The sequence below is a fragment of the Salinicola salarius genome, from assembly GCF_002179555.1.
GTDB classification, from domain to species: Bacteria; Pseudomonadota; Gammaproteobacteria; order Pseudomonadales; family Halomonadaceae; genus Salinicola; species Salinicola salarius_A.
In genome coordinates, this window is the sequence record NZ_NHOU01000006.1 from 53,043 (window position 1) to 75,457 (window position 22,415).

The 22,415-nt window shown below is 63.6% G+C and carries 13 protein-coding genes, 1 pseudogene and 1 CRISPR repeat array; of the genes and pseudogenes, 10 read left to right on the plus strand and 4 right to left on the minus strand.

Annotated features, from left to right (window positions below; all coding sequences use genetic code 11):
• Positions 1–87: 87 nt before the first annotated feature.
• From CCD76_RS06665 to purM, 3 genes are all read right to left on the minus strand, one after another.
• Positions 88–1,173 (minus strand): aldo/keto reductase, encoded by a 1,086-nt coding sequence (locus CCD76_RS06665; protein WP_087718746.1) that lies wholly within the window; start codon positions 1,171–1,173, stop codon positions 88–90.
• A gap of 187 nt (positions 1,174–1,360) precedes the next feature.
• Positions 1,361–2,113 (minus strand): phosphoribosylglycinamide formyltransferase, encoded by a 753-nt coding sequence (gene purN / locus CCD76_RS06670; RefSeq protein WP_087718747.1) that lies wholly within the window; start codon positions 2,111–2,113, stop codon positions 1,361–1,363.
• A complete protein-coding gene (gene purM / locus CCD76_RS06675) occupies positions 2,110–3,204 on the minus strand; it encodes a phosphoribosylformylglycinamidine cyclo-ligase (RefSeq protein WP_087718748.1) in 1,095 nt (364 codons plus the stop codon). The genes purN and purM overlap by 4 nt, the downstream gene beginning before the upstream one ends.
• 103 nt (positions 3,205–3,307) lie before the next feature.
• On the opposite strand from purM, the gene CCD76_RS06680 reads away from it, so the two are divergent.
• The 10 genes and pseudogenes from CCD76_RS06680 to CCD76_RS20630 all read left to right on the plus strand — a co-directional run.
• On the plus strand, positions 3,308–4,405 hold the full coding sequence (locus tag CCD76_RS06680) for an AI-2E family transporter (RefSeq protein ID WP_087718749.1): 1,098 nt from the start codon (positions 3,308–3,310) through the stop codon (positions 4,403–4,405).
• The gene (gene hda / locus CCD76_RS06685) at positions 4,402–5,103 is read left to right on the plus strand and encodes a DnaA regulatory inactivator Hda (RefSeq protein ID WP_087718750.1); all 702 of its coding nucleotides are present in this window, start codon (positions 4,402–4,404) and stop codon (positions 5,101–5,103) included. The genes CCD76_RS06680 and hda overlap by 4 nt, the downstream gene beginning before the upstream one ends.
• A gap of 350 nt (positions 5,104–5,453) precedes the next feature.
• Positions 5,454–7,694, plus strand: coding sequence for a CRISPR-associated helicase/endonuclease Cas3 (locus CCD76_RS06690; protein ID WP_087718751.1), 2,241 nt, complete (start codon positions 5,454–5,456; stop codon positions 7,692–7,694).
• Positions 7,695–7,736: 42 nt separating this feature from the next.
• A complete protein-coding gene (cas5c, locus tag CCD76_RS06695; RefSeq protein ID WP_087718752.1) occupies positions 7,737–8,405 on the plus strand; it encodes a type I-C CRISPR-associated protein Cas5c in 669 nt (222 codons plus the stop codon).
• Positions 8,402–10,201, plus strand: coding sequence for a type I-C CRISPR-associated protein Cas8c/Csd1 (gene cas8c / locus CCD76_RS06700; protein ID WP_087718753.1), 1,800 nt, complete (start codon positions 8,402–8,404; stop codon positions 10,199–10,201). Before cas5c ends, cas8c begins: the two co-directional genes overlap by 4 nt.
• Positions 10,198–11,079, plus strand: a complete 882-nt coding sequence (gene cas7c / locus CCD76_RS06705; protein WP_087718754.1) for a type I-C CRISPR-associated protein Cas7/Csd2 — start codon at positions 10,198–10,200, stop codon at positions 11,077–11,079. The genes cas8c and cas7c overlap by 4 nt, the downstream gene beginning before the upstream one ends.
• A 10-nt stretch (positions 11,080–11,089) precedes the next feature.
• The gene (cas4, locus tag CCD76_RS06710) at positions 11,090–11,728 is read left to right on the plus strand and encodes a CRISPR-associated protein Cas4 (RefSeq protein WP_087718755.1); all 639 of its coding nucleotides are present in this window, start codon (positions 11,090–11,092) and stop codon (positions 11,726–11,728) included.
• Positions 11,729–11,734: 6 nt separating this feature from the next.
• Entirely contained in the window at positions 11,735–12,775 is a 1,041-nt protein-coding gene (gene cas1c / locus CCD76_RS06715; protein ID WP_087718761.1) for a type I-C CRISPR-associated endonuclease Cas1c, read from the plus strand.
• 14 nt (positions 12,776–12,789) lie between these two features.
• The gene (cas2, locus tag CCD76_RS06720) at positions 12,790–13,080 is read left to right on the plus strand and encodes a CRISPR-associated endonuclease Cas2 (RefSeq protein WP_087718762.1); all 291 of its coding nucleotides are present in this window, start codon (positions 12,790–12,792) and stop codon (positions 13,078–13,080) included.
• Positions 13,081–13,268: 188 nt separating this feature from the next.
• Positions 13,269–20,986: a CRISPR direct-repeat array (repeat unit 33 nt; unit sequence GTCGCGGCCCGCACGGGTCGCGCGGATAGAAAC).
• A gap of 126 nt (positions 20,987–21,112) precedes the next feature.
• Positions 21,113–21,184 (plus strand): annotated as a pseudogene (locus tag CCD76_RS20630) (HdaA/DnaA family protein); the annotation flags it as partial.
• Positions 21,185–21,274: 90 nt separating this feature from the next.
• On the opposite strand, the gene CCD76_RS06725 reads toward CCD76_RS20630, so the two are convergent.
• On the minus strand, positions 21,275–22,288 hold the full coding sequence (locus CCD76_RS06725) for a LysR substrate-binding domain-containing protein (RefSeq protein ID WP_087718763.1): 1,014 nt from the start codon (positions 22,286–22,288) through the stop codon (positions 21,275–21,277).
• Positions 22,289–22,415: the final 127 nt, after the last annotated feature.

The following is a 22,415-nucleotide window of genomic DNA, read 5'->3' on the forward strand; positions in this document are numbered from 1 at the left end:
CGAGATCGTAAACAGATTCTGATAGCGACGCGGTTGATACGAGACGGGGCGCCTGATGGCGCCCCGTCTTGCGTTACGCTTCGACGCTCAGGCCGAGCGGTCGTCGTTGCGGTTCTGGATCGTCTCGCTGAAGCCATCCAGAAACGGCTTTTCCGCCGGATCCAGACGATCCATGCCGGAAACCACGCGATGCCAGTACGGATAGAGCGGTGCCGGGCGAGTCAGTTTCTCCAGACGTTGATGCTCTTCCGGGGATAGCGTCAGATCGGCGGCGGCGAGGTTATCGCGCAGGTGTTCTTCGGTGCGGGCACCGACGATCAGGGACGTGACGCCGGGGCGATCCTTCAGCCATGCCAGGCAGACACGGGGTATGGAGCAGCCATGGGCCTCGCCGATGGCGGCCAGCGCCTCGATGATGTCGTAGGCCCGTTCCATGTCGTGGATATAGGGTTCCGGCCACCCGTTGCCCTGACGGGTATCCGGCGGCGTCTTCTGGCCCCGGCGGACCTTGCCGGTCAGGAAGCCTTCACCCAACGGTCCCCAGATCAGCGAGCCGACGTTCTGATCGAGCGCCAGCGGCATCAGTTCGTACTCCGCCTCGCGGGACTCCGGCGTGTAGTAGATCTGCTGGCTGATCGGCTTGATCATGCCATGCGCCTCGGCCTTGCCGAGCGTCTTCATCATTTGCCAGCCGGTGTAGTTGGACGTGCCCCAATAGCGTACCTTGCCGCTGGCGACCAGATGATGCATCGCCTCGAGCGTCTCCTCGATGGGAGTGACGCCATCCCAGTTGTGCAGCTGGTAGAGGTCGATGTGATCGGTGCCCAGCCGCTTGAGACTGGCCTCGACGGCGCGAATCAGGTGGTAGCGCGAGGCGCCGGTAGCGTTGGGGTCATCGCCCAGCGGGCTTCGGCCCTTGGTGGCGAGGATGATGTCGTTGCGCTTGCTGCCCAGCGCCTTGCCGGTAATTTCCTCGGCCAGCCCGAGCGAGTAGAGATCGGCGGTGTCGACGAGGTTGACACCGGCATCGAAGGCGATGTCGAGCAGCTTCTTGGCACCCTTGGTATCGACGCTAGCGGCCTTCTCGAAGCCGTTGGCGCCGCCGAAGGGCACCGTGCCCAGCGTCAGCGTCGATACCATTAATCCTGAATTGCCTAGCGGACGATAATCCATATCGCTTTTCCTCCTTGCTTGCCGAAACATTCGTCGACGGAAACGATTCATCCGGCGTTGGTGCCGAACGAAAGCATGATTTCAGTCTGGCAAAGATTGGCGGTTGGGCAAGCGTGGGTAGCCGTCCGCGGCGGGGAGATCGTCGGCGCTGGGAGCGCCGACGAGGGGAAAAACAGCTTACCGGCGATCAGTCGTCGAGATCTTCGTCCAGCTCTTCGGCGGCGTCGGCATGGGACATGCGCAGCCCCGTGGGGGGCAGTGGCACGTTATCCAGCGTCACCTTGCCGTCGGGCGACAATTTGACGCGGCCTTCGAGGAACCAGCGCACCGCGATGGGGTAGATCAGATGCTCGCGAGCGTGAACCTTTTCGATCAGCGCATCGACATCCTGATCCGGTTCGACGTTGACCACGGCCTGGATCACCACCGGCCCGCCATCGAGCTCCTCGGTGACGAAATGCACGCTGACGCCATGCTCGGCGACACCGTCGGCCAGTGCGCGCCGGTGCGTGTCCAGCCCCTGGTAGGCGGGCAGCAGCGACGGGTGAATGTTGAGCATGCGTCCGCGATACCGGTCGACGAAAGCGGGCGTCAGGATGCGCATGAATCCGGCGAGCACCACCAGGTGGGGCTCGTGGCGGTCGATGACCTTGATCAGCGCGGCATCGAATGCCTCGCGCGAGTCATACTCGCGATGGGGCAGGGCGACGGCGTCGACGCCGGCATCCTTGGCTCGCTTGAGTCCGTAGGCATCGGCCTTGTTGGAGACCACGGCGACGATCTCGCCGCCGCCCAGCTCGTCGTGTTCCTGAGCGTCCAACAGTGCCTGCAGGTTGCTGCCGTTACCGGAGATCAGCACCACGACCCGCGGCTTTTCGGCCGCGGCGGCTTCGAAGTCGTTCAGGGTATCGTGCTGTTGTGAAGGATAGTCACCGCTCATGCCGGCAGGTTCTCCAGTTGCACGGCTTCTTCATCGGCGCTACGGCCGACGATCTCGCCCAGACGATGGACGGTTTCGCCGGCGGTCTCGAGATGGGCGATGGCCTGGTCGGACTGGTCGGCGGGAACCACCACGACCATGCCGATGCCGCAGTTGAGCACGCGATACATCTCGCGCTCTTCCACGTTGCCCTGCTGCTTGAGCCAGTCGAACACGGCGGGACGCTGCCAGCGGCTGACGTCGATCCGCGCGGCCAGATGCGCCGGCAGCACGCGCGGCACGTTCTCGAGCAGGCCGCCACCGGTGATGTGGGACAGCGCATGAACATCGACACTGCTGGAGCGGATCAGCGACAGCAGCGGCTTGACGTAGATACGGGTCGGCGCCATCAGCAGGTCGGCCAGCGGCTTGCCTTCCAGTGTGTCGTCGAGCTTGCCGCCGCCAACTTCCAGGATCTTGCGGATCAGCGAGTAGCCGTTGGAGTGCGGGCCGGAAGAGGCGAGGCCCAGCAGCACGTCGCCTTCACCGACCTTGCTGCCGTCGAGAATCTCGGATTTTTCCACCACGCCCACGCAGAAGCCGGCCAGATCGTAATCGCTGCCCTCGTACATGCCGGGCATTTCCGCGGTTTCGCCGCCGACCAGCGAGCAACCCGCCTGGCTGCAGCCTTCGCCGATGCCGGTGACCACGTCGGCGGCGATATCGACATCCAGCTTGCCGGTAGCGTAGTAGTCGAGGAACTGCAGCGGCTCGGCACCGGCGACGACCAGGTCGTTGACGCACATCGCGACGAGATCGATGCCGATGGTGTCGTGACGACCCAGGTCCATGGCCAGGCGCAGCTTGGTGCCGACGCCGTCGGTGCCGGAGACCAGCACCGGCTGGCGGTAGCCGCTCGGAATTTCGCACAGGGCGCCGAAGCCGCCGAGCCCACCCATGACTTCCGGCCGCGAGGTGCGCTTGGCGACGCCCTTGATTCTCTCGACCAGCGCATTGCCCGCATCGATGTCGACACCGGCGTCTCGGTAGGTCAGAGACTGGGAGCCGGACGAACGGGGCGCGTTCGGGGTATCGGAAGAGGAGCGCGTCATAGGAGGACCTTCTCGCGGAGCCAAGGAATAAGGATGATGTTCAGCGGGGCGCATTGTAGCATTGCCTTCATCGAGGGGGCAGTCGAAGGACGACGAGAGCACGATGACAAAACTGCAAATCTGGGGCGCGATCGGCGCGGCGTTGACGGTCTGGCTGCTGATCCTGCTGGAACCGATCCTGATGCCGTTCTTCGTCAGCATGATCCTCGCCTATCTGGGCGATCCGGTGACCGACTGGCTCGAGGCGCGGGGGCTGTCGCGGCGCTTGGCCGTCAGCGTGGTGTTCCTGCTGCTGGGCGTCATCATCATCGGCGGCGTGCTGGTGCTGGTCCCCGTGCTGGGGCGTCAGATCGCGCAACTGATCGAGGCGCTGCCCAGCGTCTTCAACTGGGTGCAGGCGACGATTCTGCCGGAGATCCAGTCGTTGACCGGCATCGATTTCACTGCGGACTTCGACCAGCTGCGCGATGCGCTGATGGCTAACTGGCGCGAGACCGGCACCTTCGCGGCGGCGTTTCTCGCCCAGGCGTCTCGCTCCGGCCTCGCCTTTGCGGTGTGGATCGGCAACATCGCGCTGATCCCGGTGGTGACCTTCTACCTGCTGCTCGACTGGGACCGGATCAAGGGATATATCCGCGACATGCTGCCCCGGCACATCGAGCCCCGTGTGACCTCGCTGACCACCGAGTGCGACGAGGTACTGTCGGCGTTCCTGCGGGGGCAACTGCTGGTGATGCTGAGCCTGGGCGTGATCTATGCGGTCGGCCTGAGCGTGATCGGGCTGCACTTCGGGCTGTTGATCGGGGTAATGGCGGGGCTTGCCAGCATCGTGCCGTATCTCGGCGTGATCGTCGGCATCGTGACGGCCGCAGTGGTGGCCTTCTTCCAATTCGATACCTGGCTGCCGCTGGTTGGCGTGCTGGTCGTTTTCGGCATTGGCCAGATCGCCGAAAGCACCGTCCTTCAGCCGCTTTTGCTGGGTGACAAGATCGGCCTGCATCCGGTGGCCGTGATCTTCGCGGTACTCGCCGGCGGCCAACTGTTCGGCTTCACCGGCATTCTGCTGGCGCTGCCGGTGGCCGCCGTCGTCATGGTGTTGCTCCGTTACGCCTACCATCGCTATCGTGGTAGCCAGCTCTACAATCGTTCGCGCAGCGGCGCGCTTTCCCAAGACCAGAGCCAAGGAGATGGATCGACATGAGTCCGGGGCCGTCCCAACTGCCGCTCGGCGTCGGGCTACGCGATGATGCCACTTTCGCCAACTATCTGCCGGGCGACAACGCGTCACTGGTGGCGCATCTCATGAAGCAGCTCGACGAGAGCGGGGAATCTTTCCTCTACCTCTGGGGCAGCGAGGGCGTGGGCTGTAGCCATCTGTTGCAGGCGGCGTGCCACAACGCCGATGCCCGGGGCAAGCGAGCACTCTATCTGCCGCTGGATATGCTGGGGCATTTCCCGCCGGATATTCTCGAGGAGCCGGAGCGCCTCGATCTGCTGGCGATCGACGACCTGCAATTGGTGGTCGGGCGCAAGCGTTGGGAGGAGGCGCTGTTTCACGGCTTCAATCGTCTGCGTGATGCCGGCAAGCGACTGGTGATCGCCGCCGACCGCTCGCCGCGTCAACTCGAGGTCAAGCTACCGGATCTGGCTTCCCGCCTGAACTGGGGCATGGTGTTTCACGCCCAGCCGCTGGACGACACCCAGCGGCTGGCGGCCCTGCAACTGCGTGCGCAGGTGCGCGGGATGGAACTGCCGGCAGAAGTGGGGCGTTATATTCTCCATCGCGGCCCACGCCAGCTGGACCCGCTGTTCGAAATCCTGTCGCGGCTCGATCGCGCCTCGCTGTCGGCCAAGCGCAAGTTGACCATCCCCTTCGTCAAGCAGGCGCTGGAGTGGTGAGCCGCTAGCAGCCCGATGGGGCGCGCGTGCGGTAGTGCCAGGCGTCGAGGAGATGCCCGTAAATCCACCACCGATAATTCCGTGGTTTCGCCTTGCTGCGCGGGGCGATCGGGCGAAGCATGGGCGGACGCGGTGTAGCAGGACGCCACCTGTTGCGCAGAGATGACCGAAGCGGTGTTTTGGAGCACGGGGAGCGACTTGAGTATTGATGTTGACGATTTGAACGATGTGGGAGGCGGGAAAGAAGCACAACGATAACTGATGGGTAACGCTGAAAAGAATCTGGATGCTTGTATTTATCGGCATTATGTATTTAATTGTTACCAATAGATACAAAGCGTTCCATCATAATGCTCTATGCCCACTCAACTGCTTCTAGTGACCGGCACGATTGGCAGACGCTGAGCGATCATCTCGAAACGGTCGCCAAGCTAGCCTCACAGCGCGCGGAGCGGTTTGGAATGCCAGAAGCCGCTTATGCGGCCGGGTTGCTGCACGATCTAGGCAAATACAGTCATGAGTTTCAACGCCGCCTGCAAGGAGCGGCACTCCGGGTCGATCACGCCACGGCCGGTGCAGCCGTTGCCAAAGAGCGATTGGGCCCGCTGGGGCATCTGCTGGCCTATGCCATCGCCGGCCATCACGCCGGACTGGCCAATGGCCGCGACGCGGGTGAGCGCACGCCGCTGACAAACCGGCTCAAGGCAGACCTGCCCGAACTCGATCCATGTTGGCAGCAAGCGCTCACTTTGCCTGCCCAGTTGAGGCCACCTGCACACTTCACGTTGCGCCGTGATCGCGGTTTCTTTCAATACGCCTTCCTGACCCGAATGCTGTTTTCCTGTCTGGTCGATGCCGACTTCATCGATACCGAGAATTTCTATGCGCTGCATGAAAAGGGTCTGCCCCATTCACGTGGCGGCGGTCCTGGGCTCGATGTACTGCGTGATGCGCTGAACGCTCATCTGGCAGCATTCAAGGCCGATAGCGACGTCAATCGGCTACGCGGTGAGATACTGACCCATGTGCGTAATCAGGCCGAAAAAGCCCCCGGCCGTTTTACGCTGACGGTGCCCACCGGCGGTGGCAAGACGCTGGCCTCGCTGGCATTTGCACTGGATCATGCCATTGCCCACGGCATGGACCGTGTCATTTATGTCATCCCCTTTACCAGCATCGTCGAGCAAAACGCGGCGGTGTTTCGTCGCGCGCTGGGTGAGCATGGCGAAGCCGCCGTGCTTGAACATCACAGTGCTTTCGATGTCGATGGAAGCGCCAGTGGTCAGTCACGCACGCGAAGCAGCATCGATAAACTGCGCCGTGACAGCGAGAACTGGGACGCACCGATTATTGTCACCACCACGGTACAATTCTTCGAGAGCCTGTTCGCCGCCAAGACATCGCGTTGCCGCAAGCTGCATAACATTGCGGGCAGCGTGGTGATTCTCGACGAGGCGCAGACCATGCCGCTTCCGCTGCTACGCCCCAGCGTGGCGGCGCTGGATGAGCTGGCGCTCAACTACCGTACCAGTGTCGTGCTCTGCACCGCCACCCAGCCGGCATTGGCCGAGACCGATGACCCTGAACGAAGTTTCGTTGGCGGCTTGCGCGACCTGCACGAGCTGGCGCCCTGCCCGAAGAAGCTCTATCGCCAGCTTGAGCGTGTCACCGTGCGCCATGTTGGCACGCTGGATGATGAGACGCTGCGCGACGAACTGCTCGCTACCGAGCAGACGCTGTGCATCGTCAATAACCGCCGTCATGCACGAGCGTTGTTCGAAGCGATGGCCGAACAGCCCGGTGCCTATCATCTCACCACATCGATGTGTGCCGTGCATCGCCGCCAAGTGCTGGCCGAGATTCGCCAGCAATTGAAGGATGGCCGGCCCTGCCGCGTCGTCTCTACGTCGCTGATCGAAGCCGGCGTCGACGTCGACTTTCCCCGCGTGCTGCGCGCTGAGGCCGGGCTCGACGCCATCGCTCAGGCCGCGGGGCGCTGCAACCGGGAAGGCAAGCGCTCGAAAGCGGACAGCGAAGTGCGCATTTTCGCCACCGCCAATGAAGAGTGGGCGCCGCCGCCGGAGCTCAAGCAATTTGCCCAGGTCAGCCGTGAAGTGCTCAGAAGTCATCGTGACGATCCACTCTCTTTGGATGCCATCGACGCCTACTTCCGCCTGCTCTACTGGCAGCAGGGACCACAGCAGCTCGACCGGCACGATCTCTTGCAACTTATCGAACACGGCCGCCTCGACGGGTTACCGTTCGAAACGCTCGAGCAGAAGTTCCGCATGATCGAGAACGCTCAGCGCGCCGTAATCATCCCCTTCGACAAGACGGCTCGGGATGCGCTCCGGGAGCTGTCCTATGCCGAAGGTGTGGGCGGCATCGCCCGTAAGCTCCAGCCTTACACGGTGCAAGTACCGCACCAGGGCTTCGCGGCGTTGGAGCGTGCTGGGGCTATTGCAGCTATCGAACCGGACAAGTTCGGCGAGCAGTTCATAGTGCTGATCAATGAAGATCTCTACGACAAGCGGCTGGGATTGAATTGGAGCGAACCGACTTTTCGTGCCAGTGAATCAAATATTTGGTGAAACGGCCGATGATTTATTAGAGAACACAACAAGGAGCGGCGCATGAGTTTTGGCGTTCGGCTACATATCTGGGGGGAGCGGGCCTGCTTTACCCGGCCAGAGATGAAGGTAGAAAGAGTCTCCTATGACGTGATTACGCCTTCGGCGGCGCGTGGCATTCTGGAGGCCATCCACTGGAAGCCGGCGATTCGCTGGTGTATCGATCGTATTCATGTACTGAAGCCGATTCGCTTCGAATCGATCCGCCGCAACGAAGTAGCCGGTAAATTATCGGCAGGCACGGTGTCCAAGGCGATGAAAGCGGGTCGTGTCGATGATGTCAATTATTTCGTCGATCAGAACCGCCAGCAGCGCGCCGCGACCATTCTGCGTGATGTCGGCTACGTGATCGAAGCGCACTTCGAGTTCACGTCCCGCGCCGACGACAGCGACACACCCGGCAAGCATCTCGATATCTTCAATCGTCGCGCCCGCCAGGGGCAGTGCTTTCACATGCCGTGCCTGGGCACCCGGGAGTTTCCGGCCGCCTTCGAGTTGGTCGAGTCCGATGAGCAGGTGCCGGCGGCAGACGATGATCTGAGTGGCGAGCGCGATCTTGGTTTCATGCTCCATGACATCGACTTCGCCAACGGCAAGACGCCGCGCTTCTTTCGCGCCAGGATGAAGGACGGCGTGATCGAGGTGCCGCCATTTGCGGAGGCGCTGGCATGATTCTCTCCGCACTCAACGACTACTATCGGCGTCTCGCGGCTCAGGACAAGGTGCCGGTACCCGGCTTCAGCAGCGAGAAGGTCAGCTATGCGCTGGTATTTTCAAGTGACGGTGAGCCGGTTGCCATTGATGATTTGCGCGATACGTCAGGAAAGAAACCAAGGCCAAGATCGAAGCAAGTACCGGTCGACAAGCGTCGCACTTCCGGGATTCATGCCTATCCACTATGGGACAAGACCGCCTATGCGCTGGGCGTGACCGCGAGTGAAGGAAAGCGGCTGGCGGATGAACACGCCGCGTTCAAGATGCGTCAGGTAGCACTGTTCGCTGGCAGTGATGACCCTGAATTACAGGCTTTCCTGGCACTGCTCGACCAATGGTTGCCAGAGAGATTGGCCACGCTTCCCGGCTATAGCGAAGAGGTGCTGGATACCAATATCGTGTTTCGTCTCGATGGGCAGCAGCACTATCTGCATGAAAACCTGTCGGCATGTAGCCTTTGGCGGGATGCGCTGGACAGCGATGAAGGTACAGCCGGTCAGTGTCTGATTACCGGTGAGACGGCTCCACTAGGCACCGATCATCCGGCCATTCGCGGCGTGAGAGGTGCTCAGTCATCTGGTGCCTCGCTCGTCTCCTTCAACAGCGACGCCTACAATTCCTACGGCCACAAGGGGCAGGACAATGCCTCGATCTCGAAATCGGCCATCTTTGGTTACTCCACGGCACTCAACTATCTGCTTCGTGGCGATAGCGACAACCATCAGTGCCTCTCGATCGGTGACGCTACTGTAGTGTTCTGGGCCGAGGCCAGCGATGCGGCGCATGCCGAGGCCGCCGAAGGCTTCTTCGCCATGCTCAACGAGCCACCGAATGACGAACAGGAAGCCGCGCGACTCAAGACGTTGCTGGATGGCATCGCCCAGGGCCGTCCGCTAGCCTCGTTCGACCCCGCACTTGAAGATGATACCCGCTTCTTCGTGCTCGGGCTGGCGCCTAATGCTGCGCGATTATCGATCCGCTTCTGGTGTGTCAATCGCCTAGACCAACTGGCTCGCCATTATGCCGATCATCACCGTGATCTACAGCTGGAGCCCGCACCCTGGAAGGGAATCGGCCCGGCCATGTGGCGGCTTTTGTATGCCACCGCGCCCAGTCGCGATGGTAAAGCGAAGGCCGAGGATATTCCGCCCCAACTCGCCGGTGAGCTGGCTCGTGCCATTCTCACCGGTAGCCGCTATCCGCGTGCGCTGCTGAGCAACGTCATCATGCGTCTGCGTAACGACGGTGATATCAGCGGCATTCGCGTGGCGCTCTGCAAGGCCGTGCTTGCGCGCGAAGCGCGACTCGCGGCGCGTTCGAATTTCCATGCTCAGGAGGTGCCCGTGAGTCTCGATCGACAATCCACCCATCCCGGTTATTTGCTTGGACGACTGTTCGCCGAACTTGAAAGCGCCCAGCGTGGCGCCCTCGGCGACCAGGTCAATGCCACCATCCGTGACCGCTACTACGGCGCGGCGTCGGCGACGCCGGCCAGCGTCTTCCCGATGCTGCTGCGTAATGCCCAGAACCATCTGTCAAATATGCGCAAGAAGGACAAGGGCGGGCTGGCCTATAGAATCGAGCAAGAGATCAGCACCATTATCGATGGTCTCGGCGATACCTTTCCCAGACACCTCAAGATCGAAGATCAAGGGCGGTTCGCTATCGGTTATTACCATCAGTCACAGGCGCGTTTCGCCAAGCGCGACAGTGCAATGACACCAGAAGAATCCACGCAGGGAGAAGACGCATGACCGCCATCGCCAACCGTTATGAATTCGTGCTGCTGTTCGACGTTACCAATGGCAATCCCAATGGTGATCCTGATGCCGGCAACCTGCCCCGGCTTGATCCGGAAACCAATCAGGGGCTGGTCACCGATGTTTGCCTCAAGCGCAAGATTCGCAACTACGTCGCGTTGGAAAAGGAAGACGACGCCGGTTATGCCATCTACATGCAGGAAAAATCGGTCCTGAATGATCAACATCAAAAAGCCTATGACGCTTTAAAAATTGATGTAGAAAAGGGGAAATTGCCGAAGGATGAAGAAAAAGCACGTTCTCTTACTGCATGGATGTGCCAGAACTTCTTCGATGTGCGCACCTTCGGCGCGGTGATGACTACCGGGGTCAACTCCGGCCAGGTACGTGGTCCGGTACAGATGGCCTTTGCCAGTTCGATCGATCCGGTGGTGCCAATGGAGGTGTCAATCACGCGGATGGCGGTTACCACCAGAGCGGAAGCCGAAAAGCAGCACGGCGATAATCGCACCATGGGCCGCAAGCACATCATTCCCTATGGGCTTTATCGTGCTCACGGCTATGTGTCGGCGAAGCTCTCCGAGCGCACCGGCTTTTCCGAAGACGATCTCGAACTGCTGTGGCGCGCCCTGATCAACATGTTCGAGCATGACCGCTCCGCGGCGCGTGGCGAGATGTCGGCGCGCAAGCTGATCGTCTTCAAGCACGACCACCCGATGGGCAATGCGCCGGCGCATCGGCTGTTCGACAGCGTGAAAGTCGAGCGGGTCGAAGGCGAAGCCGATACCCCCGCGCGGCATTACGGCGATTACCGGGTCACGGTCGATGCCGAAGCACTACCGGCCGGGGTCAGCGTCGAAGAGCGCCTGTAGGCCAGCGGGAATGGAGGACGAGGTCCGCCTGATCCCGCTCTCGGCGTTGCAGCACTATCTATATTGCCCGCGCCAGTGTGCGTTGATCCATATCGAACAACAGTGGGCGGAGAACCGCTACACCGCCGAGGGACGCATCTTGCATGAACGCGCCGACCGTCTCGGCCACGAGCGTCGGCGCGGCGTACATACCGCCATGGCGCTACCGCTGGCCAGTGAGCGGTGGGGATTGACCGGTATTGCTGACGTGGTCGAGTTCGATGAGCGAGAAGCGCAGACCATCGTCCGACCCATCGAGTACAAACGCGGGCGGCCCAAGGCGCATCGCGCCGACGAAGTGCAGCTCTGCGCCCAGGCGCTTTGTCTGGAAGAGATGTTGAACGTGGAAATCGAACACGGCGCACTTTTTTACGGCAAGACGCGGCGGCGCAAGGACGTGCCTTTCGACAAGACGTTGCGGGCGTTGACGTTGGATGTGATCGCCAGCACCCGTGCGCTGTTCGATAACAACCGCACGCCGCCCGCGGTATACGAGGCCAAACGCTGCGACCGTTGCTCGCTGATCGACGCCTGCCAGCCGCAGATAATGGGCAAGCAGCGCTCGGCGAGCCGCTGGTTGGCGCGTCAGTTGCAATCACTGGATGAGTAGAATCCGATGCGCCGTCAGCTCAATACGCTTTACATCACTACCGAAGGTGCCTGGCTCAGGAAGGACGGCGCCAACATCGTCATGGAAGTGGAAGGCAAGGAGCGCGCCCGCCTGCCGATTCACATGCTCGAATCGCTGGTCTGTTTCGGTCGAGTGCTGGTCTCACCGCCGCTGATGGGATTCTGTGCCGAGCGGGGCGTGACCATCACCCATCTCACACCTTACGGTAAATTTCTGGCGCGCATCGAGGGGCCCGTGTCGGGCAACGTGCTGCTGCGCCGCGCGCAATATCGCGTGAGCGATGACGAAACCGGCTGTGCCGCCATCGTGTGTGGCGTGCTGATCGGCAAGGTGCATAACCAGCGCGCCGTGTTATCGCGTGGCCTGCGCGACTACGGTGCCAAGCTGCCGGAAGAGGAAAAGGCGCGGCTTGAAGGGGAGCGCTCGCGCATGAGCCGGATTGCACGCGACCTGCTGATCGAACCCGCCACAGACAGGCTGCGTGGATTGGAAGGGGAGGCGGCGCAGCGCTATTTCAGCGTGTTCGATCTATTGATTCGTCATGAGAGCGACGCGTTTCGCTTTACGGGGCGTAATCGCCGTCCGCCGCGTGACTGCACCAATGCGCTGCTTTCGTTTCTCTATACGCTGCTGACTCACGACTGCCGCTCGGCGCTGGAGAGCGTCGGCCTCGACCCGGCGGTCGGCTTTCTGCATCGCGATCGGCCCGGGCGATCCAGCCTTGCCCTCGATCTCGCCGAGGAGTTCCGGCCGCTGCTGGGAGACCGCCTGGCGCTGTCGCTGATCAATCGACGTCAGCTACGGGAAAAGGACTTCATCATTGCCGAAAGTGGTGGCGTCACCTTGACGGAAGAGGCCCGTAAGACGGTGCTGACCGCCTATCAGGAACGCAAGCGTGAAGAGCTCAATCACGCCTTCATTGGCGAGAAGGCGCCGATCGGCATGTTGCCTTTTCTTCAGGCGCAGCTATTGGCGCGTCATCTGCGCGGCGATCTCGATGCCTATCCGCCCTTTCTCTGGAAATAGATCGGGAGTTCTTCATGCTGGTACTGGTCAGCTACGATGTCAGCGTTACCTCTGAGGGCGGCCCACGCCGGCTAAGACGAGTGGCGAAAGCCTGCCGTGATTTCGGGCAGCGTGTACAGTTCTCCGTCTTTGAAATCGAAGTCGAACCGGACCAGTGGGCTCGACTGCGACAGAGCCTGATCGACTTGATCGATGAAGAGGTCGATAGTCTGCGTTTCTATTTTCTCGGACGTAACTGGCAGAAGCGTATCGAACATGTTGGCGCCAAGCCGGCGCTGGATATGAATGGTCCCCTCGTGTTCTGAAAGATTTTTCCTCTGCGAACCTCAAGTGTCCCTCTCTTTCCCGCCAGGTTCGCAGCTCTTTAACAAGTTGATTCAAGAGCAATCGAACGCTTTACGTGGTTAACGGCGCTCCATAGGCTGCATATCAAGTAAGGGTTCGCTGATGTACAGCGATTTTGTTTTATCGTTCAATGAGTTATAAACGAGCAGTCGCGGCCCGCACGGGTCGCGCGGATAGAAACTTGCCGGGCAGGGTGAGACTGCCGCCATTGCGGCGTCGCGGCCCGCACGGGTCGCGCGGATAGAAACAGCTCGTGGCGCATGGCGGCAGCGAGGTAGCGCCGTCGCGGCCCGCACGGGTCGCGCGGATAGAAACCTCAGACCGAATACAAGCAAACCGTCAACCACATCGTCGCGGCCCGCACGGGTCGCGCGGATAGAAACGTGACCTTGACACCCCGCCGGCCCAATCGCACTAGTCGCGGCCCGCACGGGTCGCGCGGATAGAAACCAGCCGCCCAGCAACCAATATTTCACGATCAGCACGTCGCGGCCCGCACGGGTCGCGCGGATAGAAACCCGACGAAGGTGCTTGTACGGACATTGTGGAGTTGTCGCGGCCCGCACGGGTCGCGCGGATAGAAACAGACTGCACCCGCGACACCACGCGCCCTAACGCCTGTCGCGGCCCGCACGGGTCGCGCGGATAGAAACCCCTAAGACAGCGGCTGTGCAAGCAAACAGGCTGGTCGCGGCCCGCACGGGTCGCGCGGATAGAAACTAATGGTATTTTGGGATATGTCAAACCTACTCGAGTCGCGGCCCGCACGGGTCGCGCGGATAGAAACTGGTGCCCGTGGTTCAGGATACGGCGGATAAGGTGTCGCGGCCCGCACGGGTCGCGCGGATAGAAACATCCGCTGGGAACTCAGCATCGAGGAGAACGATTCATGTCGCGGCCCGCACGGGTCGCGCGGATAGAAACTGGCGGCAGTCGAAGTAGGCCTGGAAGATCTCGTGTCGCGGCCCGCACGGGTCGCGCGGATAGAAACTGGCGCGAGTGTGCGGCGCCTGCCGATGGCCAGTCGTCGCGGCCCGCACGGGTCGCGCGGATAGAAACAACGCGCACCACGACGATCATCGCACCCGTCTGGTGTCGCGGCCCGCACGGGTCGCGCGGATAGAAACGACAACCTGACCCAGCAGATCGATCGGCTGGAAAGTCGCGGCCCGCACGGGTCGCGCGGATAGAAACCTCGAGGAAAGCGCCTACCGCGAGCTGCTGCTGCGTGTCGCGGCCCGCACGGGTCGCGCGGATAGAAACAAGAACCAGATGGAGCATACAAGCCCTGATGGATCGTCGCGGCCCGCACGGGTCGCGCGGATAGAAACAATAAGTTGGCAGCGACTGGTTCAGGCATGGCAGGTCGCGGCCCGCACGGGTCGCGCGGATAGAAACATCACGCGCATGGCGGATGAAGCTGTTGAACAGAGTCGCGGCCCGCACGGGTCGCGCGGATAGAAACCTGATAGATACCATTGACCCACTGTCCCGGCTGGACAGTCGCGGCCCGCACGGGTCGCGCGGATAGAAACGGGCGCACTGGCGCGGTGACGGAGCAAGTCCTCGTCGCGGCCCGCACGGGTCGCGCGGATAGAAACCGGGGCGACCTCGAACAGACGCTCGAACTCTTCGTGTCGCGGCCCGCACGGGTCGCGCGGATAGAAACAACCCGGCCAACCACGGCACGAAAAAGAGCCTGAGTCGCGGCCCGCACGGGTCGCGCGGATAGAAACAACAATGGCAACGAGAACAACAACACCAAGACGAACGTCGCGGCCCGCACGGGTCGCGCGGATAGAAACACCTTCGACGTTTTTGTCCTGGTACTGCCACTCATGTCGCGGCCCGCACGGGTCGCGCGGATAGAAACATTCGAGCCCCGCGAGACAGAGTTCGCGCTCGGTCGTCGCGGCCCGCACGGGTCGCGCGGATAGAAACACGGTCTGACCCATGACCAGCTCGAGCCAGGCGGCGTCGCGGCCCGCACGGGTCGCGCGGATAGAAACACGCTCTCCGCTCCGGAGGCGATGGCCGTCTGGTAGTCGCGGCCCGCACGGGTCGCGCGGATAGAAACGCGGCGGAATGAAGCCAGCCGCAAGGCGGCAACGAGTCGCGGCCCGCACGGGTCGCGCGGATAGAAACGTGGTCTGACCCATGACCAGCTCGAGCCAGGCGGCGTCGCGGCCCGCACGGGTCGCGCGGATAGAAACTCAAGGACATCGAGCGCAAACCCACTGGTGGCGACGTCGCGGCCCGCACGGGTCGCGCGGATAGAAACACGCTCTCCGCTCCGGAGGCGATGGCCGTCTGGTAGTCGCGGCCCGCACGGGTCGCGCGGATAGAAACGCGGCGGAATGAAGCCAGCCGCAAGGCGGCAACGAGTCGCGGCCCGCACGGGTCGCGCGGATAGAAACGGGCGCACTGGCGCGGTGACGGAGCAAGTCCTAGTCGCGGCCCGCACGGGTCGCGCGGATAGAAACGCGGCGGAATGAAGCCAGCCGCAAGGCGGCAACGAGTCGCGGCCCGCACGGGTCGCGCGGATAGAAACGTTGGCCATCTGGGTGCGGCTATCGATGGTCTGGGTGTCGCGGCCCGCACGGGTCGCGCGGATAGAAACTCGTGCTCGAAGCGGGTCGCCGAATCCATGGCCAGGTCGCGGCCCGCACGGGTCGCGCGGATAGAAACTCCGACGTGCGCTGACGGCCTGTCATGCCGGCCCGGTCGCGGCCCGCACGGGTCGCGCGGATAGAAACTCAAGGACATCGAGCGCAAACCCACTGGTGGCGACGTCGCGGCCCGCACGGGTCGCGCGGATAGAAACGTGCTCAGAGTGATCGGTGAATCTATGTCGCCAGAGTCGCGGCCCGCACGGGTCGCGCGGATAGAAACCTCAGACCGAATACAAGCAAACCGTCAACCACATCNTATCGGTGACCTGGAGGGCGCGCTCGCGATCGGGGTCGCGGCCCGCACGGGTCGCGCGGATAGAAACCTCGCTTATCCCAGCGAGGGATCCGGCTCAGTGAAGGTCGCGGCCCGCACGGGTCGCGCGGATAGAAACCCAGCTGTCGCAGTCACCCTGCTGCTCTTTCCAGAAGTCGCGGCCCGCACGGGTCGCGCGGATAGAAACTTCATGACTTGCCTCTATCCATCCAGGCTCGGAGTCGCGGCCCGCACGGGTCGCGCGGATAGAAACGATATCGGTGACCTGGAGGGCGCGCTCGCGATCGGGGTCGCGGCCCGCACGGGTCGCGCGGATAGAAACTTCACGCTGCTGGCCATGCCGGTGATGCTGTCCTTGTCGCGGCCCGCACGGGTCGCGCGGATAGAAACTTCATGACTTGCCTCTATCCATCCAGGCTCGGAGTCGCGGCCCGCACGGGTCGCGCGGATAGAAACTCCAGCATGTAAGTGGCGGCTAGATCGCGGCAGTCGCGGCCCGCACGGGTCGCGCGGATAGAAACTTCACGCTGCTGGCCATGCCGGTGATGCTGTCCTTGTCGCGGCCCGCACGGGTCGCGCGGATAGAAACGCCGAGGATCTCGACACCGTCATGGTGCCATTGCGTCGCGGCCCGCACGGGTCGCGCGGATAGAAACAGCTTCGGTGACCCGGTCCCGGTGACCGACGGCTGTCGCGGCCCGCACGGGTCGCGCGGATAGAAACTCCAGCATGTAAGTGGCGGCTAGATCGCGGCAGTCGCGGCCCGCACGGGTCGCGCGGATAGAAACTGACGTCGCCCCAGATTGGGAATGGTTCGAATGCGTCGCGGCCCGCACGGGTCGCGCGGATAGAAACTGACGCGGATGCCGACGGCTACGCTCCTGCGAAGTCGCGGCCCGCACGGGTCGCGCGGATAGAAACAGCTTCGGTGACCCGGTCCCGGTGACCGACGGCTGTCGCGGCCCGCACGGGTCGCGCGGATAGAAACACCGGATGCCGCGGCGCCGCCGTACACCGCGCCCGTCGTCGCGGCCCGCACGGGTCGCGCGGATAGAAACAGATAGATCAGCGCGAAGATCTGCGAGAGCAGGTTGTCGCGGCCCGCACGGGTCGCGCGGATAGAAACTCTAGCGAATGCTTGCCGCCTTTCATGCGCCTCGTCGCGGCCCGCACGGGTCGCGCGGATAGAAACATCGACCAGCGTGGCCGGGTTGAAGGCGACGATGGTCGCGGCCCGCACGGGTCGCGCGGATAGAAACGGTANGAGGACGCCCCTATGGCCTACCTGGTCGTGACGTCGCGGCCCGCACGGGTCGCGCGGATAGAAACATCGACCAGCGTGGCCGGGTTGAAGGCGACGATGGTCGCGGCCCGCACGGGTCGCGCGGATAGAAACGGTAATCTGCGCCATTGATGACCTTTGGCGGGAGCTGTCGCGGCCCGCACGGGTCGCGCGGATAGAAACTCGGCGGCGGCGCTGCGGTTGGTGCGAGCCCGCGGTCGCGGCCCGCACGGGTCGCGCGGATAGAAACATTGATGGCGTCCACGAGTCCGTTATGCCGAGTGGCGTCGCGGCCCGCACGGGTCGCGCGGATAGAAACTTCGCCCGATAGAGCATCTCGAGCTGGTCGCGGCGTCGCGGCCCGCACGGGTCGCGCGGATAGAAACACGGTCTGACCCATGACCAGCTCGAGCCAGGCGGCGTCGCGGCCCGCACGGGTCGCGCGGATAGAAACTCCTTTGCCGGCGTTCCCACGCCTGATAGTCGGACGTCGCGGCCCGCACGGGTCGCGCGGATAGAAACACCGCAGCCGCAACCGGCGGCGCGGCGCTGTACGGCGTCGCGGCCCGCACGGGTCGCGCGGATAGAAACAGCGGAACGTGAATTCACGCAGGTATCGTGCGGCGGTCGCGGCCCGCACGGGTCGCGCGGATAGAAACTAAGAGGACGCCCCTATGGCCTACCTGGTCGTGACGTCGCGGCCCGCACGGGTCGCGCGGATAGAAACTCCCGGATGGATTGGCACTCGGTGCAGGTGGTGGTCGCGGCCCGCACGGGTCGCGCGGATAGAAACATTGATGGCGTCCACGAGTCCGTTATGCCGAGTGGCGTCGCGGCCCGCACGGGTCGCGCGGATAGAAACTTCGCCCGATAGAGCATCTCGAGCTGGTCGCGGCGTCGCGGCCCGCACGGGTCGCGCGGATAGAAACACGGTCTGACCCATGACCAGCTCGAGCCAGGCGGCGTCGCGGCCCGCACGGGTCGCGCGGATAGAAACTCCTTTGCCGGCGTTCCCACGCCTGATAGTCGGACGTCGCGGCCCGCACGGGTCGCGCGGATAGAAACACCGCAGCCGCAACCGGCGGCGCGGCGCTGTAGGGCGTCGCGGCCCGCACGGGTCGCGCGGATAGAAACACAGTCGTTCCGCCGCCCAGGCGGAAGCTGCCGCTCGTCGCGGCCCGCACGGGTCGCGCGGATAGAAACAATGCAGCATCGCCTGTCGCGCCGGCATGACGTGGTCGCGGCCCGCACGGGTCGCGCGGATAGNNNCAGGCTGGCCTCAAGACCAACGAAATACGTCGCGGCCCGCACGGGTCGCGCGGATAGAAACACCGTCTCCGCCACCCTGATCCTGCGCGAGGGCCGTCGCGGCCCGCACGGGTCGCGCGGATAGAAACAGGGACTCCTGGGTGTTGAGCTCCTCGTTCAGCCAGTCGCGGCCCGCACGGGTCGCGCGGATAGAAACCGTATCCGCCGGCTGCTGTCTGCGGCGCTGGCGATGTCGCGGCCCGCACGGGTCGCGCGGATAGAAACAACGCCGTGGTGCTGACCTCGCTGCCCCTGGACGTCGCGGCCCGCACGGGTCGCGCGGATAGAAACATTCGAGCCCCGCGAGACAGAGTTCGCGCTCGGGCGTCGCGGCCCGCACGGGTCGCGCGGATAGAAACACGGTCTGACCCATGACCAGCTCGAGCCAGGCGGCGTCGCGGCCCGCACGGGTCGCGCGGATAGAAACACGGTCTGACCCATGACCAGCTCGAGCCAGGCGGCGTCGCGGCCCGCACGGGTCGCGCGGATAGAAACACGGTCTGACCCATGACCAGCTCGAGCCAGGCGGCGTCGCGGCCCGCACGGGTCGCGCGGATAGAAACACGGTCTGACCCATGACCAGCTCGAGCCAGGCGGCGTCGCGGCCCGCACGGGTCGCGCGGATAGAAACACGGTCTGACCCATGACCAGCTCGAGCCAGGCGGCGTCGCGGCCCGCACGGGTCGCGCGGATAGAAACACGGTCTGACCCATGACCAGCTCGAGCCAGGCGGCGTCGCGGCCCGCACGGGTCGCGCGGATAGAAACACGGTCTGACCCATGACCAGCTCGAGCCAGGCGGCGTCGCGGCCCGCACGGGTCGCGCGGATAGAAACACGGTCTGACCCATGACCAGCTCGAGCCAGGCGGCGTCGCGGCCCGCACGGGTCGCGCGGATAGAAACACGGTCTGACCCATGACCAGCTCGAGCCAGGCGGCGTCGCGGCCCGCACGGGTCGCGCGGATAGAAACTCCTTTGCCGGCGTTCCCACGCCTGATCGTCGGACGTCGCGGCCCGCACGGGTCGCGCGGATAGAAACACACGCGTCACGATGTGGGCATGTTTGGTCGTGCGTCGCGGCCCGCACGGGTCGCGCGGATAGAAACTGGCACTCGACCAGCAGCGCATACACGTCGTAAGCCGTCGCGGCCCGCACGGGTCGCGCGGATAGAAACCACAGGTCGTCGACGGCCACGACCCCGTATGGCAGGTCGCGGCCCGCACGGGTCGCGCGGATAGAAACTCACCGAAGTGCGTCGCGTATCCGTCGCTGTAGAAGGTCGCGGCCCGCACGGGTCGCGCGGATANAAGGGCTGCAACGACGGTGCCCTGGGCGACAACGTCGCGGCCCGCACGGGTCGCGCGGATAGAAACACCGTCTCGCCCGGCACGGAGTCGGATACCCACGTCGTCGCGGCCCGCACGGGTCGCGCGGATAGAAACGAAGCCGAGATCCTCAGCAACCACTCGGTGGACGTGTCGCGGCCCGCACGGGTCGCGCGGATAGAAACGCCCACCGCCGACATCGGCGGCGATACCAGCGAGGGTCGCGGCCCGCACGGGTCGCGCGGATAGAAACCTCGCTCAGGCTGGCCTCAAGACCAACGAAATACGTCGCGGCCCGCACGGGTCGCGCGGATAGAAACCGTATCCGCCGGCTGCTGTCTGCGGCGCTGGCGAGGTCGCGGCCCGCACGGGTCGCGCGGATAGAAACGAACAGGGTTCGCGGCTGCGCAATCGCGGGCTGAAGTCGCGGCCCGCACGGGTCGCGCGGATAGAAACCAAAGGGCCCGGGCGTACCGGGCAGGTTCAATAGTGTCGCGGCCCGCACGGGTCGCGCGGATAGAAACTCGCAGCCGGTGATGGTCGCTGTCACGTCCTCGAGAGTCGCGGCCCGCACGGGTCGCGCGGATAGAAACCTCTCCTTTCGTCTAAGCCGCCATCGGCACCAGGGTCGCGGCCCGCACGGGTCGCGCGGATAGAAACATCCATGCCGTAGCTCTGGCGTTCGAGCTTCACGAGTCGCGGCCCGCACGGGTCGCGCGGATAGAAACTTCACCATCTTCAACACGGACAAGTGTTAGGGCTGGTCGCGGCCCGCACGGGTCGCGCGGATAGAAACTTCGTTGATGACGTCAGGACGATCCGGGCGCGGCAGGTCGCGGCCCGCACGGGTCGCGCGGATAGAAACCTCTACGGCTGGGTCGCCCAACGGGTCGACTTCTAGTCGCGGCCCGCACGGGTCGCGCGGATAGAAACGAGCAGCGCATCACCGCACTGGCGACAGAAACCAGCGCGTCGCGGCCCGCACGGGTCGCGCGGATAGAAACGTGCTGATGATCAAGGCCGAATTGCAGCGCGGCGTCGCGGCCCGCACGGCCGCGCGGATAGAAACATCGTGAAGTGCAACCACACCGTGTCCTGATACAAGTCGCGGCTGCCGTACCAAGTCACGGCTCGATCGCGCCTCGCTGTCGGCCAAGCGCAAATTGACCATTCCCTTCGTCAAGCAGGCGCTGGAGTGGTGAGCCGGATCGGTTTCCTGCTCTGACCGTTGCTTCTTCCTTGACCTTTGCCGGCTCAGATCGTCGACGCCGGCTCAGATCGTCGACGCCGACTCAGAGCGTGACGTCACTGTAGTGAGCAAGCGTCGCGCTCGGTTCGCCGGGCTCGCGCGCCCGACGTTCGCGGATCATCTGATGCAGCGTGCTCATCAACTTGGCGGCGCCGGGCGACATGCGCCGTTCTCGCAGGCTGATCAGGCCGAAAGGCTGCACGCTGAGCGCATCGGTAGACGGCAGAATCGCGAAGCGCGGCTGGGTGCAGAGCAGATCCGCGACCTCGCGTGTCGTGACCGTGATCGAATCCGACTTGTCGACCATGGCCAGCGCCATGTAGATGTCCGGCGTGTTGATGATGCGCTGGGGTGGCGCCACCTTGTGATGCAGAAACAGATGCTCGACACGCTGCCGCATCAGCGCCCCCGGCGGCTGGAGTACCCACGGGAAGTCCAGCATCGAGGTCAGGTCGAAGGACTCCTGCGCCGCGAGCGGGTGGCCGGCACGGCAAACGAAGCACAACGCTTCCTCGCCAATCTCCTCGAACACGAAATCCCCCGCCGGCATGCCGCCGGGAATGCGGGCGATGGCGAAATCGAACTCGCCGTCGCGCAGTCTCGGTACCAGGTTACGGCTGACGCCCACGTCGATATTGACCTCGAGATGAGGGCTGTCGCGATGGACGCGTTCGACCGCGCTGGCCAGTAGCGTCACCGCCGGTGCCAGAACCGTGCCGATCGACACCGTCCCCGCGTTGCCTTCGTTGAGCGCGTTGATCTCGTCACCGGCCTGGGCCAGCGAGGTCAGCATGCCGCGGGCGTGCCGGATCAGACTCTCCCCGTACCAGTTGGGTGTGACGCCCCGCGAATGCCGATCGAATAGCGAGACGCCGAGCATGTGTTCGAGATCCCCCAACAGCTTGGAGGCCGCCGGCTGACTCATGCCCAGACGTTCCGCGGCCCGGTGGAGATTGCGGTAGTCGTCCAGGGCCACGAACAGCTGAAGATGGCGAAATTTGAGCCTCACGCGCAGGAACCAGTCCGGGGGCAGCAGATCGAGAGGCTGGGATTTCATGGCGCTTTTCCGATGACGGGTTCGACGTTGGCATGAGGCATGGCGTGAAGTTCTCGCATAGTCAGATGATGACGACCAGTCTACGGTGTAAACGAACGACGGCGATAATGGGCCGGTCGAGCATCAA

Excerpts from the sequence above, each read along its gene's own strand:
- CCD76_RS06665 (WP_087718746.1), bottom strand. The coding sequence starts at position 1,173 with ATGGATTATCGTCCGCTAGGCAATTCAGGATTAATGGTATCGACGCTG.
- purN (WP_087718747.1), bottom strand. The coding sequence starts at position 2,113 with ATGAGCGGTGACTATCCTTCACAACAGCACGATACCCTGAACGACTTC.
- purM (WP_087718748.1), bottom strand. The coding sequence starts at position 3,204 with ATGACGCGCTCCTCTTCCGATACCCCGAACGCGCCCCGTTCGTCCGGC.
- CCD76_RS06680 (WP_087718749.1), top strand. The coding sequence starts at position 3,308 with ATGACAAAACTGCAAATCTGGGGCGCGATCGGCGCGGCGTTGACGGTC.
- hda (WP_087718750.1), top strand. The coding sequence starts at position 4,402 with ATGAGTCCGGGGCCGTCCCAACTGCCGCTCGGCGTCGGGCTACGCGAT.
- CCD76_RS06690 (WP_087718751.1), top strand. The coding sequence starts at position 5,454 with ATGCTCTATGCCCACTCAACTGCTTCTAGTGACCGGCACGATTGGCAG.
- cas5c (WP_087718752.1), top strand. The coding sequence starts at position 7,737 with ATGAGTTTTGGCGTTCGGCTACATATCTGGGGGGAGCGGGCCTGCTTT.
- cas8c (WP_087718753.1), top strand. The coding sequence starts at position 8,402 with ATGATTCTCTCCGCACTCAACGACTACTATCGGCGTCTCGCGGCTCAG.
- cas7c (WP_087718754.1), top strand. The coding sequence starts at position 10,198 with ATGACCGCCATCGCCAACCGTTATGAATTCGTGCTGCTGTTCGACGTT.
- cas4 (WP_087718755.1), top strand. The coding sequence starts at position 11,090 with ATGGAGGACGAGGTCCGCCTGATCCCGCTCTCGGCGTTGCAGCACTAT.
- cas1c (WP_087718761.1), top strand. The coding sequence starts at position 11,735 with ATGCGCCGTCAGCTCAATACGCTTTACATCACTACCGAAGGTGCCTGG.
- cas2 (WP_087718762.1), top strand. The coding sequence starts at position 12,790 with ATGCTGGTACTGGTCAGCTACGATGTCAGCGTTACCTCTGAGGGCGGC.
- CCD76_RS06725 (WP_087718763.1), bottom strand. The coding sequence starts at position 22,288 with ATGAAATCCCAGCCTCTCGATCTGCTGCCCCCGGACTGGTTCCTGCGC.